Genomic DNA, 14,824 nt, shown 5'->3' on the forward strand with positions numbered 1-14,824 from the left:
GGAAGTGCGCAAGACGTACAAGCTCTACATCGGCGGCGCCTTCCCCCGCAGCGAATCCGGCCGGTCGTACGTGGTGAACAATGCCAAGGGCAAGTTCCTGGCGAACGCGTCACAGGCCTCCCGCAAGGACGCCCGGGACGCGGTCGTCGCGGCCCGTAAGGCGTTCGGTGGCTGGTCCGGCCGGACGGCGTACAACCGCGGCCAGGTGCTCTACCGGATCGCCGAGGTGATGGAGGGCCGGCACGAGCAGTTCAGTTCGGAGGTCGCACTGTCGGAAGGCCTGTCGATCAGCAAGGCCCGCGCGGTCGTGGACGCGTCGATCGACCGCTGGGTCTGGTACGCCGGCTGGGCCGACAAGCTCGCCCAGGTGGTCGGCTCGAGCAACCCGGTGGCAGGGCCGTACTTCGACTTCTCGTTGCCTGAGGCAACCGGCGTGGTCGCGGTGCTGGCACCGCAGGAGTCCAGCCTGCTCGGCCTGACCAGCGTGATCGCGCCGGCGATCGTGTCCGGCAACACGGTGGTCGTGGTGTCGTCGTACGAGCGGCCGCTGCCGGCTGTGACGCTGGGCGAGGTGATGGCGACGTCCGACGTACCGGGTGGCGTGGTCAACATCCTCACCGGGTCTGCCTCCGAGGTCGGCCCGTGGCTGGCGTCGCACATGGACGTCAACGCGATCGACCTGTGCGGTATCGAGGACCCGGACGAGGCCCGCGACCTGGAGGCCGCGTCGGCCGAGAACCTCAAGCGGGTACGGCGTCCGGCCGAGGAGGACTGGACCGAGTCCCCCGGGCTGTCGCGGCTCACGCAGTACCTGGAACTGAAGACCGTCTGGCACCCGATCGGACTGTAAACCAGTCCCGTCGGGACCGGATGCGTCGTACAGTCGCAGCATGCTTCAGCCTGGCGACAAGGTCGCGATCGTCTCACCCTCGCGGGGATTGCCGGAGATCTTTCCGGGACCGTACGAGCTCGGCCTGCGACGGCTGCGCGACGACTTCAAGCTGATTCCGGTCGAGTACCCGACCACCAAGGTCCTCGGGGCCACCCCGCAGGAGCGCGCCGCCGACCTGCATGCGGCCTGGTCGGATCCGTCGATCCGCGCGGTGATCGCGACCATCGGCGGGGACGACCAGCTGACCGTGCTGAAGCACCTCGATCCCGCGGTGTTCCAGGCGGACCCGAAGCCGTTCTTCGGGTACAGCGACAACACGAACCTGCTCAACTTCCTGTACTCGCTGGGTTTGCCGGCCTTCCACGGCGGCAGTGTGATGGTGCAGCTCGGTCGCGGCGGCGCGATGCACCCGGACACCGAGCGCTCGCTGCGTGCCGCCTTCTTCACCCCGGGCGAGTTCGAGCTGACCCCGGCCGAGGCCTGGACGGATCACGACCACGACTGGAACGTTCCGGCCAACCTGGAGACCGAGCCGCCGCTCTTCCCCGGCACCGGCTGGACCTGGCAGGGCTCGCAGCCCGTCAGCGGGCGGTTGTGGGGCGGCTGCCTCGAGATCCTCGAATGGCAACTGGCCGCGAACCGCTGGATGCTGCCCACGGACTCCTACAACGGCATCCTCTTCCTGGAGACCAGCGAGGAGATGCCGAGCTCCCAGACGGTCTACCAGATCCTTCGCAACTTCGGCGAACGCGGTCTGCTCGAGCGGTTCGACGCCGTCCTCTGGGCCCGTCCGAAGTCCTCGTCGCTCGAGAACCACCTCACGCCGGCGGAGTCCGTCGCCTACGTCACCGGGCAGTACCTCGCGGTCGATCGCGCGCTGATGGAGTACAACCCGTCCGCGGTCGTGGTGAAGGGCCTCGACATCGGGCACACCGACCCGGCGCAGATCCTCCCGTACGGCGGCCAGGCACGGGTCGACCCGGTCAACCAGCGGATCACGGTCACCTACTAGTGCACCTCGGTGCGCGTCAGCGCCGGGTTGGGGTCGGGATAGCAGGCGACCGGGGCCGTGATCGAGATGAACTTCCATTTGATCTTGGCCTGCAGGGTCAGGCCCGGGTCGTCATAGCTGGTGCCCTTGAGCTTGGTCTCGATGACCGTACCGGCGGTGCCCGCCTGCAGCCGGACGGCCAGAGTCGGCAACTGGTAGTTCGCCCCGCCGGAGATCGGACCCGGGACCTTGACGACCGCGACGCGTCCGTCGAGCTGGACGGTCGGCGTCGAGTTCAGGCCGGACCCGCCGGTGAGCCGGGAGCTGACGTACGACGAGTTGACCGGGATCGGCACGCGCAGGGACAGATCGCGCACCTCCTGGAGCTTGAAGCCCTTGACCTCACCCGGCAGCGAGCCCGGCTTGAGGTCGACAACGATGGCGAACCGGGCGTTCGGCCGGACGGTCGCCGGCGCCTTCGCGTCGACGCCCTGCCGCAACGACAGGAGATGCCGGCCGAACTTGGTGTCCGCCCGGCAGGCGTAGCTGGCAGTCGGCGCCGCCTCGGCACCGGTGGCGACCAGCAACGGGAGTACGGCGACACCGAGAATCATAAGACTGCGGTGAGTAGCCATATGGCTACTCTAAGAAGCCATCGTCGGCGACGGGACCCCTCGTCTCACTGACCGAACAGGAACCAGCCACCCACGCCGGCCAGCACGAACACCACCGGCAGCGAGAGCAGGAACCACGCCCGGTTCCGGCGCCGGCGTCGCCGTACCGGCGGATCGGTCGCGACCGTCGTCGGCAGCCTGTCGTCGTCGGCGATGCGGGTCCGCTCCATCGCCCGGATCGGCGCCTCCTGCTCGAGCCGGTACGCCTCCGCCTCCAGCCGCTCGGCGAGTGCGTCGGCACGCTCCCAGCGATCGGTGACCCGGTACGCCAGCGCACGCCCCAGGACGTCGTCGAGTTGGCCAACGGCGTCGTGCAACAGCGATTGAAGGCTCGGTGGCGGCAGATCCGGATCGCGGTTGACCACCTCGCCGATCGAGGACGAGGAGAACGGCGGATGCCCGGTGATCAGTGCGTAGGTCACCGCACCGACCGCGTAGATGTCCGCGCGCTCGTCGAATCCACCGTCTCCGCGGCCTTGCTCCGGCGCCATGTACGACGGCGTCCCGACGGCCTGGGTCAACCCGGATGCTTCCGCCGCGCGCTTGGCCAGGCCGAGGTCGGCCAGCACGATCCGATGCGTGCCACCGCCGCCGGATTCGCCACTCTGGTTAGGCCGGAGCAGGAGGTTCGCCGGGGTGACGTCGCGATGGACGACGCCCTCGTTGTGCAACGCTGCGACCGCGCGGGACAGGTCAGCGCCCCACCACAAGGCATCGACAACGTCCAGTGGCCCGTGCCGCAGTACGTCGCCCAGTGAGCCACCGCCGACGTAATCCATCACGAAGTACGGGCGTCCGTCCGGGAGCCGGCCGAGGTCGAAGACCCGGACCACCCGGTCGCTGGCGATCCGCCGCATCAGCCGTGCCTCGGACAGGAACCGCTCGCGTACGTCGGCGCGCGACGCCCAGTTGTCGGCGAGGACCTTCACGGCCACGTCCACGTCGAGGTCGTCGTCGTACCCACGCCAGACGGTCGCGAACGCGCCCGCACCGATTTTGTCCTGCAGCCGGTACCTGCCGATGACATCCATCCCGGCTATTGTCGTGCACGGCTGGGTTGTCCGGCCAACAGCACCCTGGGGGAGCATGAACGACGATCTGGAACAACTCGCTGCGCGCGCCGCGGCCGGCGACCAGAGCGTGCTCCCGACCATCCTGGCGGCGATCCGCCCGCAGGTGCAGCGGCGGGTGGCCAAGTTCCTGCCGTACCACGAGGACGCCGAGGAGGCGGCCCAGGACACCTTGCTCCAGGTGGCCAACAAGATCCACACCTTCAAGGGCACCGGCAGTTTCGCCGGCTGGGTCACCGTCGTGGCCACCAACCAGGCCCGGCAGACCTACCGGTCGCTGAAGCGGCGCTCGGTCGAGCAGTCCGCCGAGGTGATGCCCGAGTCGGCCGATCCGCGCACCACCTCGGTGATCGCCGGCTCGCGGCTAGACCTGCTGGAGGCGCTCGAGTCTCTCGAGTCCAGCCACCCGCAACTCGTCCAGCCGCTGGTCCTACGCGACCTGGGCTCACTCACGTACGCCGAGATCGCCGACGAACTCGACGTACCGCTGGGCACCGTCAAGGCGCGGATCCACCAAGCCCGCAAGGCCGTCGCGGAGCGCCTCACCGTCACCTGACCTGCTAGTACCCCTGGAGGTCAGCCGAAGGTACGGCGGACGGCGAGCGCCCGGCGCAGGTCGTCCAGGAAGTTCGCCGTCTGCCGCCGCACCGAGGAGACCACCGACTCGTCGGCGATCAGCCGCTCGGCCGGCTCGACCAGGCTCTCGTCGATCGCGAACCGCGGCGCGATCAGGCGCGCGGTCAGCCCGATCACCATCCCGGCCCGGATGGCGTCCGTTCCCGCGATGTCGGTGAAGTAGCGCTGCACGTACGGCGCCGTGATCGCGGCCTGCCCCGGATGCCAGAAGCCGTCGGCCACTGCGAGCAGTTCCTTCACGCCGATCGTCGGGTCCGTCATGATCCGCGTCCAGGCCGCCTCCTTGCCCGCGGGCAGCGCGGCCCGGCAGCGGGCGGCCTGGTTGACGCCCTCGGTCGACGTGTCGCGTGCCAGCTCGGCGTCGATCTCCGCGGCGCCGAACGCGTCCAGCTGGACGAGCCGCAGTATCAGCTCCCAGCGGAGATCCTGGTCGAGCTCCAGGCCGGCCGGGGTCTCGGCACCGTCCAGCCAGGACTTCAGCAGCTCGGCATCGTCGGTCGTCGCGACGAAGCCGCGCACGGTCGCGAGCTGCAGGCTGCTGCCCGGCTCGACGGTCGCCAGCTTCGCGCCGACTGCATCCGCGACGAGACCGCGCGACTCGTCGTACGGGAGGTAGACGCCGAGCACATGCTCCTCGAGCCAGCGCACCAGCGAGCCGACGGCGATGTCGCTGTCCTCGTCCTTGATCGCGGTGACGAACAGGTCGAGTGCCTGCCGGGGGTCGAGCTCGGCGCCGGCGGTGGAGTCGCGGATCGAGTTCCAGATCACCGCGCGGGTGGTGCCGTCGGCGATCTTCGGCAGCACCGCGGGCAGGTTGGCGAGACTCGTCGCGTCGAGACGGATCTTGGCCCAGGTGTCGTCGTTCGCGTCCGGCACGATCACGGCGTACTCGTTGCTCAGTGCAACTTCCACACTGTCCTGGTCGAGCATCACGTCCACGATCGTGGCCGCGCCACTGGCGTCGTACCCACCGACACTCAGCTTGTGCGGCCGGCGCGAACCGTCCGGGCTCTTGCGGTGCAGGACGACGCCGTCGGCGGTGCGTTCGATCGAGATGGTGTCCAGGCCGGACGTCCGCAGCCACTGGTCCGACCAGTTGGCCAGGTCCCGCGCGCCGGCCTCGGTCAGCTTCGCGATGAACTCGGCCAGGTCGGCGTTGCCGTACTCGTGCGCCTCCAGGTGCGCGTTCACACCCTTCAGGAACACGTCGTCGCCGAGGTACTTCGCCAGTTGCTTGAGCACCGCGGCGCCCTTGGCGTACGAGATCCCGTCGAAGTCGTCGAGCGACTCCCGGGCGTTCTTCAGGCTGTCCGGGGCGACCGGGTGGGTCGAGCTGCTCTGGTCCGTGCGCAGACCCCACCACTTGCGGACGAAGGCGAAGTCGGTCCAGTTGCCGCCGTGGCTGGTGGCGTCCTCCGCGACCCGGTGCCCCATGTACTCCGCGAACGACTCGTTCAGCCACATGTCGTTCCACCACTGCATCGTGACCAGATCGCCGAACCACATGTGCGCCATCTCGTGGTCGACGATCCGGGCCCGGGTACTGCGTTCCGCCGCGGTCACCGCGCCACGGAAGACCAGGTGGTCGGCGAACGTCACGCAGCCCGGGTTCTCCATCGCACCGAGGTTGAAGTCCGGCACGAACGCCTGCCAGTACTCACCGAACGGGTACCGCTGCCGGAACATCCGGTGGTACTCGTCGAACGCCTCGCTGGTGGTCCGGAACAGGTCCTCCGCCTCCCGGTCCAGATGCTCCTTCAGCGACTGCCGGCAGGCGAGCCCGAGCGGGATCCCGTCGTGCTCGCTGCGAATCAGGTGATACGGCCCGGCGAGGATCGTGACGAAGTACGTCGACAGCGGCTTCGTCTGGGCCAGCTGCCACTCCCCCGATCCGACCTGCGTCGCCGCACCGTTGCCCAGGACAACCCAGTCCTCGGGGCACTTCACAGTGATCGTGTACGGCGCCTTGAGATCCGGCTGGTCGAAACACGGGAAGTACCGTGGCGCCGACTCGAGCGACGACATGCCATAGGTGTAGACCTTGCCGTCCGCGGCGTCGACGCTGCGCTGCAGGCCCTCGCCATCCGCGGAGTACTTCAGCTCGGCTGTCACCACGAGCTCGTTCTCGTCCCGCAGCTCGGTCAGCGGAAAGCGGCCCTCGGCGAGCAGACCGACGTCCAGTGCCGTGCCGTTCAGCTCCACCGCGAGCAATCGCTCGGGCTTCACGTCGACCCAGCTCGTGCCGGTCCGGGCCGCGAACGAGATCCGGCTGGTCGTCACGAAGGTGTCGCCGGGTCCGGTCAGGTCGAACTCGACCCGATACGACCGCACGGCAAGGTCCGTCGCCCGTTGCCGGGCCTCTTCCACTGTCAAAGCGCGCATGTGTGCACGCTATCCGAGAGCCGTTCTACGGACCCGTCAGTTTCTCCCGCACGAGCTTGGCCCGACCTCGATCCCGCTCATCGAGCGCCTGGTTGACCGCCATGGTCTCCAGGACTTGGAGCAGGTGCGCGTTGGGCGTCCCGTCGGCTGGTACGGCGGCTGCGGCGAGGAGCGCTGTCGCGCGGACCTCGGCGTCCGTGGTGTCTTCCAGGATCGTCGCGATCAGGTCCGCGTCGTCGGCCTCGGCCAGGCTGGTCAGGACGTTGAGTGCACTCAGGTGGTCGAAGGCGGCTCGCAGTTCCTCATCTGCTTCCATCGGCGGCGCGGACAGCACGTTGCGTGCGACCTGACGGACGTCCTGGGCGAGCGGTTCGAGCGGATTCCCACCGCTCAACCGCGTGTACGAGGCGGCCACCTGGTACATGTTCAGGGCCCTGCACACCGTGGCGATGTTGTCGCTGTGCAGCAGCGCGCTGAACGCCTGCAGGGGGATGGCAACGTCGTCCGCACTCATACCCGCACGCTAGCCGCCGCGTGCAGGTGCGTCGCCAAGAGGTGGGCGGAGGCGGGTGCGTCCGCGGCATAGCAGAGCAGGTGCTGGCGGGTGGACCAGGAGTCCTGCAGCGGGCAGATCTCGACGGCCGGGTTGGTGTCGACGGCCCGGCGGGGAACGATCGCCAGACCGGCGCCCGCGGTAGCGAGCGTGATCAGGGTGTGCAGGGTCGGGACGAGAGTACGGAAGCGCGGCGCGGGGGCGTGCGGACCGAGGCGGTCGTCCATCCACTGCGTCAGCGGCGAACGGCGGTCCAGACCGACCAGCGGGTGCTCGGCGACTTCGGCGTACGCGATCGAGGCGCGACCGGAGAGGATGCCGCCGGCCTGGCCGATCACCACCAGGGAGTCGTCGGCGAGCGGCTCGGTCCGCAGTGGCGTGGGTTCGTCGTCGAGGATCACGCCGAGATCGGCCTCCCCGGCGGCGAGCAGGCGGACGCTGCGGGTCGTGCGGCGTTCGCTGACGTTCACGTCGTACTCCGGATGATCGCGCAGGAAGGTGGCGAGCGCGGCGGGGACGAGTTGATGCATCGCGGAACCGCCGGCGACCAGGCGGATCGGGGCCGATCCGGAGACAGCGTACGACGCGACGGCGCTGTCCAAGCGGGTGGTCTCGGCCAGGACCTCGCGGGCGTGCCGGGCGAGTGTCGCGCCCGCCGGGGTCAGTCGGACGCCTCGGCGCTCGCGGATGAGCAGCGGTACGCCGGCTTGCGCTTCGAGGGCTCTGACCCGCGCGCTGGCCGAAGGCAGACTCAGGTGCATCAGGCGGGCTCCACCGGTGATCGAGCCTTCCGCTGCAACGTGCGTGAACAGCCGGAGGTCGTCCAAGTCGTACCGCATGACCCCAGCCTACGTCTCAGCCTGAGGCTGGCTACGGGGATCGCGCATTGTGGAGTGCCCGCCGAGCCGTGATCCTCGAAGGGTGCTGATGATCCTCCTGGCCGGTGTCGCCGCCGGCGCTCTGAACGCCGTCGGCGGTGGTGGGAGCTTCGTGGCACTCTCGGCACTGGTCGCGACCGGCATGCCGCCGGTCACTGCGAACGCGACCACGACCGTCGCGTTGCTGCCCGGGAACGCAACCATCGCCTGGGTCTACCGGCGGGAACTGGAGGCATTCGCGCCGCCGTCGACGCTCGGGCTGACACTGGCGAGCGTGCTCGGCGGGGCGATCGGCGCCGGGTTGCTGCTGGTGCTGCCGTCGGCGTCGTTCGATGCGGCGGTGCCGTGGCTGCTGGCGTTCGCCACCGTCGTGCTCGCGTTCGGTCGGCGGCTCACCCGGGCGCTCCGCCTGGGTGCGCCGGGACCGGCCGCGATCCTGGCGGGCCAGTTCCTGCTGTCGATCTACGGCGGGTACTTCGGTGGTGCGGTCGGGTTGATGATGCTGGCGTTCTGGACCGCCACGACGACACTCGACCCGGCTCGTGGGAATCCTCTGCGGGTCATCCAGGTGGCGGCCGTCTATCTCACGGCGACTGTCATCTTCCTCTTCGCTGCCGACGTTCTGGATCAGCCGATCCGCCTTGTGGCGCTGCTGGTCGGGGCCGTCGTCGGTGGGTACGCCGGGGCGCATCTGGTCCGGCGCCTGCCCGCATCGTTGCTCAAGGCCCTCGTTCTCACGACCGCGGTGGCGATGACCGCGTTGTTCTTCGTGCGGGCGGCGCGATGAACCGGGCGCAGCTCGCGATGGCCTATCAGGCGTGCGAAGTGGCCGATCTCGCCCGCTCGGCGGTCACTCTGACAAGCCCGGCGGAGGCTCGCGCTCAGGCTGAACTCGTGGTGGCGGCAGCGCAACGGCTCTTGGCGGCCGCATCCCGGTTGGCTGAGCCTGCGCCGTACCCTCCGGTGGACGCTCTGCAGTTGTTCGCGTACGAGCATCCGGAGGAAGCCGCCGCTGATGTGGCGGACTGGCTGCGCTCCTCGGGCTGAGCTACCTCGTCCCAGGTTCGCGCCCGAACTGCTCTCCTCGCCTTTGCTGGTCTCGCTCGCGGCCGAGGTAGAGGCCTGTCGCCGTCGACACGCTCGTGAGCAGCCACACCGCGACGCCCGCATCGTCGGCGACACCAATGATCGGCAACAACTCGGGCAGAATGTCGATCGGCGAAACCAGATACACCAACGCCAACACCCACAAGGCCATCCGGCTCTTCGGCAGGTCGGCATACGCCCCTGACCGAGCGGCCCGCAGCAGCCGCGGCAACGCAGCCGCCCGCTCGAACACATTCCCCACCGGCTCCGGCTCACCCCGAGCCGCCCGCCGCCGCTTCACTGCCCGGCGCCGTACCACTCCCAGCCCGGCCACCACGGCGCCAATGAGCACCAGGGCGACCCCAACCCCGACCGCGGACACACCCACCACGTCGCCATCCCGGAACACCAACGTGGTCAGCCCGATCAGCCCCAGCAACCCACCAAACCAAACCATCCACCAACTGTAGGGCTCCCCAGCACTACGCGCCGGGACCCGCGATCCCCGCCTACCTGGAGCTCATTGTTGCGTCTTACTCGGTGAACTTCTCGTGGGCGGCCATCGCTGCGCCGACGATGCCGGCGTTGTTGAGCAGTTGGGCCGGCTTCACCGGGGTGGAGAGCTCGAGCAGCGGCACCCACTTGTCGGCGTGCTTGCTGACCCCGCCGCCGACCACGAACAGGTCGGGGGTGAACAGGTTCTCCACGTGCCGAAGGTAGCTCTGGACCCGCTTGGCCCACTGTTTGAACGACAGGCCCTCGTTGTCCTTCGCCGCCGAGGAGGCTTTCGTCTCCGCGTCGTGCCCGTCCAGCTCGAGGTGACCGAGCTCGGTGTTGGGCACGAGCCGGCCGTCGAGCAGCAGCGCGCTGCCGATACCGGTGCCGAAGGTGAGCATGATGACCACGCCGTCGACGCCTCTGGCCGCGCCGAAGCGGGCCTCGGCGATGCCGGCCGCGTCGGCATCGTTGAGCACGGTCACTTCGCAATGGGTGGTGTCGGTGAGGACCTTGTCGACGTCGGTCCCGATCCAGCTCTTGTCGACGTTCGCGGCGCTCCTGGCCACCCCGTGCTTGATCACGGCCGGGAACGTCGCACCCAGCTCACCGGTCCACCCGGCCTCCTTGACCAGCCGGGCTACGGCCGCGGCGACGAGCTCCGGCGTGGACGGGTTGGGTGTCAGGTACTTCACCCGCTCCGTGGCCAGGTCGCCCTTCTCCAGGTCGACGACGGCGCCCTTGATCCCGCTGCCGCCGATGTCGACCCCGAAAGCGGTCGACCTGCTCATCCTGGGCACCTGATCTCTCCCCTCGCCCGCAGCTGCCGCACCGGGTCCGCGTCCTCTACCCAGGCTAGAGGACGACGGGGACCGCCATGCCATCACCACCGTGGCGCCCGCCGCTTCTTCCCGCTTGGCGGCGGCTGGTCGGTGCGGTGGTGATGGGCCAGCGGTTCAGTCCACCAAGCCTTCGACGATGGTGGTCATGCGGTCGACGGGGATGGCGAAGCCGATGCCGATGTTGCCGGAGCGGCTGGCGCCGAGGGTGGCTATGGCGGTGTTGACGCCGACCACCTGGCCGGCGGCGTTCACGAGCGGGCCGCCGGAGTTGCCGGGGTTGATGGCGGCGTCGGTCTGGATCGCGGACTGGCGGTTGCCGTTGTCGCCGAAGCGGGCCTGGCGGTCGACCGCGCTGACGATGCCGGCGGTCACCGTTCCTTCCAGGCCGAGCGGTGAACCGACGGCCAGCACCGGGTCGCCGACCCGCAGTTGTGCGGACCGGCCGAGCGTGAGCGCGCGCAGTCCCTCGGCATCGGCCGTCGAGACCTGGAGTACGGCGAGGTCGTTGTCCGCGTCGGAACCGATGACGTCGGCGTCGACCCGGCGGCCGTTCGACAGGACCAGGGATACATCGCGCGCTCCTTCCACGACGTGCGCGTTGGTGACCACGTGCCCCTCCTGGTCGATCGCGAACCCGGACCCGGTCGCCCGCCCGGCCCGCACCGACACCACCCCAGGCAACACACTCGCCGCCGCAGCCGAAATCGACCCCTGAGCAGCCGCCGGAGGAGCCGCCACCTGCGGCAGGTTGATAGCCGTCGGGTCGGCGTCCCGCGAGCCGGTCACCGCTCCAGCCAGTCCGCCAGCGACGATCGACATCGCGACACTCGCAACCAGCAACCCGGCGCGACGCCCGGACCTAGCAGTGGAAGGAGAGGCCGTCACCCCGGCCCGAGGTGCCGCCGCCGGAGAGGGGGGAGCAGATGAGGGGGGCCTCTGCGGAGCGGAGGCCGGGGTGACGGGGAATGTGGGCGGCGTGGAGGTGGAGGAGGTTGCAGACGCGGCGAAGGTGGGTGATGCAGTGGGTGGAGGCGTGGCGGGTGGGGGGCTGGGGTAGTAGTGGGGGCCTCGGAAGGGGTGGCCTAGGTGTGGGGGCATGGGGGCTCCTGGTCAGGGGAGGCGGGAGAACCAGAGGAGGGACGCCAGGGCGGCCAGGAGGGCCGCGGCCAGGGCGACTCCCGCCACCAGGTTGGTGATCTCGCGTGGTTCGGTGGTCCAGCCGATCGACGACTGGAGGTCGGAGTACACGTCGCGCAGCTGCTCATCGCTCTCGGCGGCGTAGAACGACCCGCTCGTCGCATCAGCGAGCCCCTGCAACGACTCCGTGTCAGCAGGGACAGGGATGTCGCGCCCTTCGAGGTTCACAGTGCCTTCAGGCGTGCCATAAGCGATCGTCGACACCGGTACGCCGGCCTGCGCCGCAGCATCAGCCGCTTCTTCGATCGGCCGCCCCGCGGTGTTCCCACCATCGGACAGCAACACGATCCGGCTCGGCGGCGGGTCATCCGGGTCGATCGTCCGTACTGCCTGCAAGCTGGTCAGCACGGCATCCCCGATCGCCGTACTGTCGCTCAACTCCAGACCATTGATCGCATCAACGGTCGCCTGGTGGTTCGTGCTCGGAGTCGCCACCACAGTCGCGGTCCGCGCGAACGACACCAACCCGACGTTGAACTTCTCCGGCAGATCCTGGACGAACTGCACCGCCGCCTGCTTGGCCACCTCGAACCGATTCGGCGCAACATCAGTGGCCGCCATCGAGTTCGACACATCCATCGCGACCAGCACGGTGGCCCGCTCCCGCGGAACCCGTACGTCGGCCACCGGACGCGCGATCGCAATCGTCAGCACGGTCAACGCAGCCAGGAACGCCGCAGCCGGTGCATGCCGGCGCCAACCAGGCCGGTGTGGCGCGACCTTCTCCAGCATCGGCAGCGTCGCGAACCGTACGGCGTACTTGCTGCGGCGGCGCTGGGCGATCAGGTAAGCGGCGATCAGCGCCGCCACTAGCACCAGCAGCCAGAGCCACAGCGGTTGCTCGAATCTCATCGGATACCTGTCCTCCCGGTCGGGTGCCGCCGGATACTCGACCGGCGGCGGGCGGTGGCGAAGGCGGCGACGTCACGGACCCAGTCGGTGTCGGTCCGCAGCACGAGGTGTGCGGCACCGGCGGCCCGGATCGCCTGGGTGGTCTGGGTGCGGTGGGCGGTCATCGCATCGGCGTACCGCCGGCGCAGTTTGCGGCTGCTCGTCCGGACTTCGCGCCGCCGGCCGGTCTCCGGATCGACCAGGGTGAGCAGTCCGACCTCGGGCAGTTCGAGCTCGCGCGGATCCAGTACCTCGACGGCGATCACCTCGTGCCGCGCCGACAGCCGGCGCAATGGATCGACCCAGCCGTCGTCGTCGTGGAAATCGGACACGACCACCCGCAGCCCAGGGCGCGGATGCTCGCGGTTCAACCGGGTGATCGCGCGACCGAGATCGGTCCGCGGAAACTCCCCCGGCGTTGCTCTGGGCAACGACAGCAGCGATCGCAACGACCGCCGCAGCTGAACCGAACCGGCGGCCGCAGGCAGCCGGCGTACTTCGTTGCCGATCGCAACACGAACCCCCAGCCGGTTGCCGGGACGGTCGGCCAGCAGACCGACCGCCCCGACGATCGCGATCGCGAGGTCCCGCTTCTCGCTGAGCGCCGTACCGAAGTCCATGCTGGCCGACGCATCCAGCAGTGCCCAGGTCTCCAGCTCACGCTCGGCCAGCGGCGCCCGGACGTGCGGTTCCAGCGAACGGGCGGTGACGTTCCAGTCCATCCGGCGTACGTCGTCCTGACCGGCTTGGTACGGCCTGGCCTCGTTGGGCTCGCTGCCGGGACCGCTGCGCAGGCCGGTGATGTCGCCGTGCAGGAACCCTTCCAGCTTCCGCTTCACCGTCAGCTCGAGCGCCCGCAGCGCCCGCTCCCGACCGGCCAGCAGATCAGGGCCGGACATCAGGCCGCCGCGTCATCGGCCGGCACAACATGCGGCTGCTCGATCGTGTGCAGGATGCGGGACACGACAGCACGCGGGTCAACCCCGTCGGCAAGCGCGTCGAACGTGAGCACCAGCCGATGCGCCATCACGTCAAGCGCGACGTCGTACACATCGGCCGGCAGGACGTAGTCCCGCCCACGCAGCAACGCCAGCGCCCGACCGGCTGCGACCAGACCGAGCGTGGCCCGAGGGCTGGCCCCGAACTCCAGCACGCCGCCCAGGTCGTGGATCCCGTACTGCGCAGGCGCCCGAGTCGCATGCACCAGACGTACGACGTACTCCGCCACGGCATTGTGGACGAACACGTCTTCCGTTGCCTCCTGCAACTGTGCGACCTGCTCCGGGCTCAGCACCGCGTTGGCGTGTGGCCGGTGCGTGCTCATCCGCTGCAGGATGGTGAGCTCCTCGAGCGGACTCGGGTAGTCCACCGTGATCTTCAGCAGGAACCGGTCCCGCTGCGCCTCGGGCAGGGCGTAGACGCCGTCGGACTCGATCGGGTTCTGGGTGGCGAGGACCAGGAACGGTTCGGGCAACTTGTAGCTGGTGCCGCCGATGCTGACCTGCTGCTCGGCCATCGCCTCCAGCAAGGCGGACTGCACCTTGGCCGGCGCGCGGTTGATCTCGTCGGCGAGCACCAGGTTGGCGAACACCGGGCCGAGCTCGGTGTCGAAGCCCTCGGTCGACGGCCGCCAGATCCGGGTTCCCATGATGTCGCCGGGCACCAGGTCCGGGGTGAACTGCAGCCGGGCGAACCGGCCGCCGATCACCTCCGCCAGCGTCCGTACGGCCAAGGTCTTCGCGACGCCCGGGACGCCTTCCAGCAGGCAGTGTCCGCGGGCGAGCAGCCCGACCAGCATCCGCTCGACCAGGTGGTCCTGCCCGACGACCACCTTCTTCACCTCGAACAGCGCGTGCTCGAGAACAGCCGTCGTCATGCGTTCCCAGCCGGGTTCTGCTCAGGCTGCGAGGGCTGCGAGGGCTGGTTCTGCCCCTGACCGGCGCCGTTCTTCTCCGGGCAGTCCTCCCGCGTCCCGTTCTGTTGCGGCGACGGGGTGGTGGCACCGTCCTCGACGGTCACGTACCCCTGTTCGGGAGCCGGGTCGTTACCGGCCGCATACGCGATCCCGCCGACGCCGAGTGCCGCCACGGCGACCGCCGTACCGAGGATGAGCCGTTTGCCAGGGATGTTCATGGAAACTCCTTCGCTCGATTGGCCTCCAGACCATCAAAGGAGTGCGAAAACGGCAGGAAAGCGGAGCGAAAGTCCGCCGAAAGAGCAGGCCGGGGGATACGGAT

At 69.3% G+C, this 14,824-nt stretch carries 17 protein-coding genes; 5 read left to right on the plus strand and 12 right to left on the minus strand.

The window, feature by feature from the left end:
- The first annotated feature begins 4 nt into the window (after positions 1-4).
- On the plus strand, positions 5-850 hold the full coding sequence (locus tag E0H73_RS07715; protein WP_238163879.1) for an aldehyde dehydrogenase family protein: 846 nt from the start codon (positions 5-7) through the stop codon (positions 848-850).
- A 40-nt stretch (positions 851-890) separates the two neighbouring features.
- A complete protein-coding gene (locus E0H73_RS07720; protein ID WP_131352797.1) occupies positions 891-1,904 on the plus strand; it encodes a S66 family peptidase in 1,014 nt (337 codons plus the stop codon).
- On the opposite strand, the gene E0H73_RS07725 is transcribed toward E0H73_RS07720, so the two are convergent.
- Positions 1,901-2,497, minus strand: coding sequence for a hypothetical protein (locus tag E0H73_RS07725; RefSeq protein ID WP_202867247.1), 597 nt, complete (start codon positions 2,495-2,497; stop codon positions 1,901-1,903). The two genes, E0H73_RS07720 and E0H73_RS07725, sit on opposite strands and share 4 nt — an antisense overlap.
- Positions 2,498-2,562: 65 nt before the next feature.
- Positions 2,563-3,588: a serine/threonine-protein kinase gene (locus E0H73_RS07730; RefSeq protein WP_131352798.1), complete on the minus strand. Its 1,026-nt coding sequence runs from the start codon at positions 3,586-3,588 to the stop codon at positions 2,563-2,565.
- Between the two features lie 55 nt (positions 3,589-3,643).
- Between E0H73_RS07730 and E0H73_RS07735 the strand changes: the two genes are divergently transcribed.
- The gene (locus E0H73_RS07735; protein WP_131352799.1) at positions 3,644-4,183 is read left to right on the plus strand and encodes an RNA polymerase sigma factor; all 540 of its coding nucleotides are present in this window, start codon (positions 3,644-3,646) and stop codon (positions 4,181-4,183) included.
- Between the two features lie 20 nt (positions 4,184-4,203).
- On the opposite strand, the gene pepN is transcribed toward E0H73_RS07735, so the two are convergent.
- The 3 genes from pepN to E0H73_RS07750 are packed head-to-tail and all read right to left on the minus strand — an operon-like array spanning position 4,204 to position 8,037.
- A complete protein-coding gene (gene pepN, locus E0H73_RS07740) occupies positions 4,204-6,645 on the minus strand; it encodes an aminopeptidase N (protein ID WP_131352800.1) in 2,442 nt (813 codons plus the stop codon).
- Between the two features lie 25 nt (positions 6,646-6,670).
- Positions 6,671-7,159, minus strand: a complete 489-nt coding sequence (locus E0H73_RS07745) for a hypothetical protein (protein ID WP_131352801.1) — start codon at positions 7,157-7,159, stop codon at positions 6,671-6,673.
- Positions 7,156-8,037: a LysR family transcriptional regulator gene (locus E0H73_RS07750; protein ID WP_131352802.1), complete on the minus strand. Its 882-nt coding sequence runs from the start codon at positions 8,035-8,037 to the stop codon at positions 7,156-7,158. The genes E0H73_RS07745 and E0H73_RS07750 overlap by 4 nt, the downstream gene beginning before the upstream one ends.
- 88 nt (positions 8,038-8,125) lie before the next feature.
- On the opposite strand from E0H73_RS07750, the gene E0H73_RS07755 reads away from it, so the two are divergent.
- Positions 8,126-8,863 carry a sulfite exporter TauE/SafE family protein gene (locus tag E0H73_RS07755; protein ID WP_131353297.1) on the plus strand — a complete coding sequence of 246 codons (738 nt, stop codon included), beginning with the start codon at positions 8,126-8,128 and terminating at the stop codon, positions 8,861-8,863.
- The gene (locus tag E0H73_RS07760; protein WP_131352803.1) at positions 8,860-9,123 is read left to right on the plus strand and encodes a hypothetical protein; all 264 of its coding nucleotides are present in this window, start codon (positions 8,860-8,862) and stop codon (positions 9,121-9,123) included. The genes E0H73_RS07755 and E0H73_RS07760 overlap by 4 nt, the downstream gene beginning before the upstream one ends.
- A gap of 1 nt (position 9,124) precedes the next feature.
- Here E0H73_RS07760 and E0H73_RS07765 read toward each other — a convergent pair whose 3' ends face one another.
- The 7 genes from E0H73_RS07765 to E0H73_RS07795 all read right to left on the minus strand — a co-directional run bounded on the left by E0H73_RS07765 (position 9,125) and on the right by E0H73_RS07795 (position 14,720).
- A complete protein-coding gene (locus tag E0H73_RS07765; RefSeq protein ID WP_131352804.1) occupies positions 9,125-9,619 on the minus strand; it encodes a YkvA family protein in 495 nt (164 codons plus the stop codon).
- Positions 9,620-9,695: 76 nt separating this feature from the next.
- A complete protein-coding gene (ppgK, locus tag E0H73_RS07770) occupies positions 9,696-10,448 on the minus strand; it encodes a polyphosphate--glucose phosphotransferase (RefSeq protein WP_131352805.1) in 753 nt (250 codons plus the stop codon).
- A 165-nt stretch (positions 10,449-10,613) separates the two neighbouring features.
- The gene (locus E0H73_RS07775) at positions 10,614-11,318 is read right to left on the minus strand and encodes a S1C family serine protease (RefSeq protein ID WP_238163880.1); all 705 of its coding nucleotides are present in this window, start codon (positions 11,316-11,318) and stop codon (positions 10,614-10,616) included.
- A gap of 291 nt (positions 11,319-11,609) precedes the next feature.
- Positions 11,610-12,548 carry a VWA domain-containing protein gene (locus E0H73_RS07780; RefSeq protein ID WP_131352807.1) on the minus strand — a complete coding sequence of 313 codons (939 nt, stop codon included), beginning with the start codon at positions 12,546-12,548 and terminating at the stop codon, positions 11,610-11,612.
- Positions 12,545-13,486, minus strand: a complete 942-nt coding sequence (locus tag E0H73_RS07785; protein WP_131352808.1) for a DUF58 domain-containing protein — start codon at positions 13,484-13,486, stop codon at positions 12,545-12,547. The genes E0H73_RS07780 and E0H73_RS07785 overlap by 4 nt, the downstream gene beginning before the upstream one ends.
- A complete protein-coding gene (locus E0H73_RS07790) occupies positions 13,486-14,463 on the minus strand; it encodes an AAA family ATPase (RefSeq protein WP_131352809.1) in 978 nt (325 codons plus the stop codon). The genes E0H73_RS07785 and E0H73_RS07790 overlap by 1 nt, the downstream gene beginning before the upstream one ends.
- Positions 14,460-14,720, minus strand: coding sequence for a hypothetical protein (locus E0H73_RS07795; protein WP_131352810.1), 261 nt, complete (start codon positions 14,718-14,720; stop codon positions 14,460-14,462). Before E0H73_RS07795 ends, E0H73_RS07790 begins: the two co-directional genes overlap by 4 nt.
- Between the last annotated feature and the right edge of the window lie 104 nt (positions 14,721-14,824).

It is taken from the genome of Kribbella pittospori (assembly GCF_004331465.1).
Lineage (GTDB): Bacteria > Actinomycetota > Actinomycetes > Propionibacteriales > Kribbellaceae > Kribbella > Kribbella pittospori.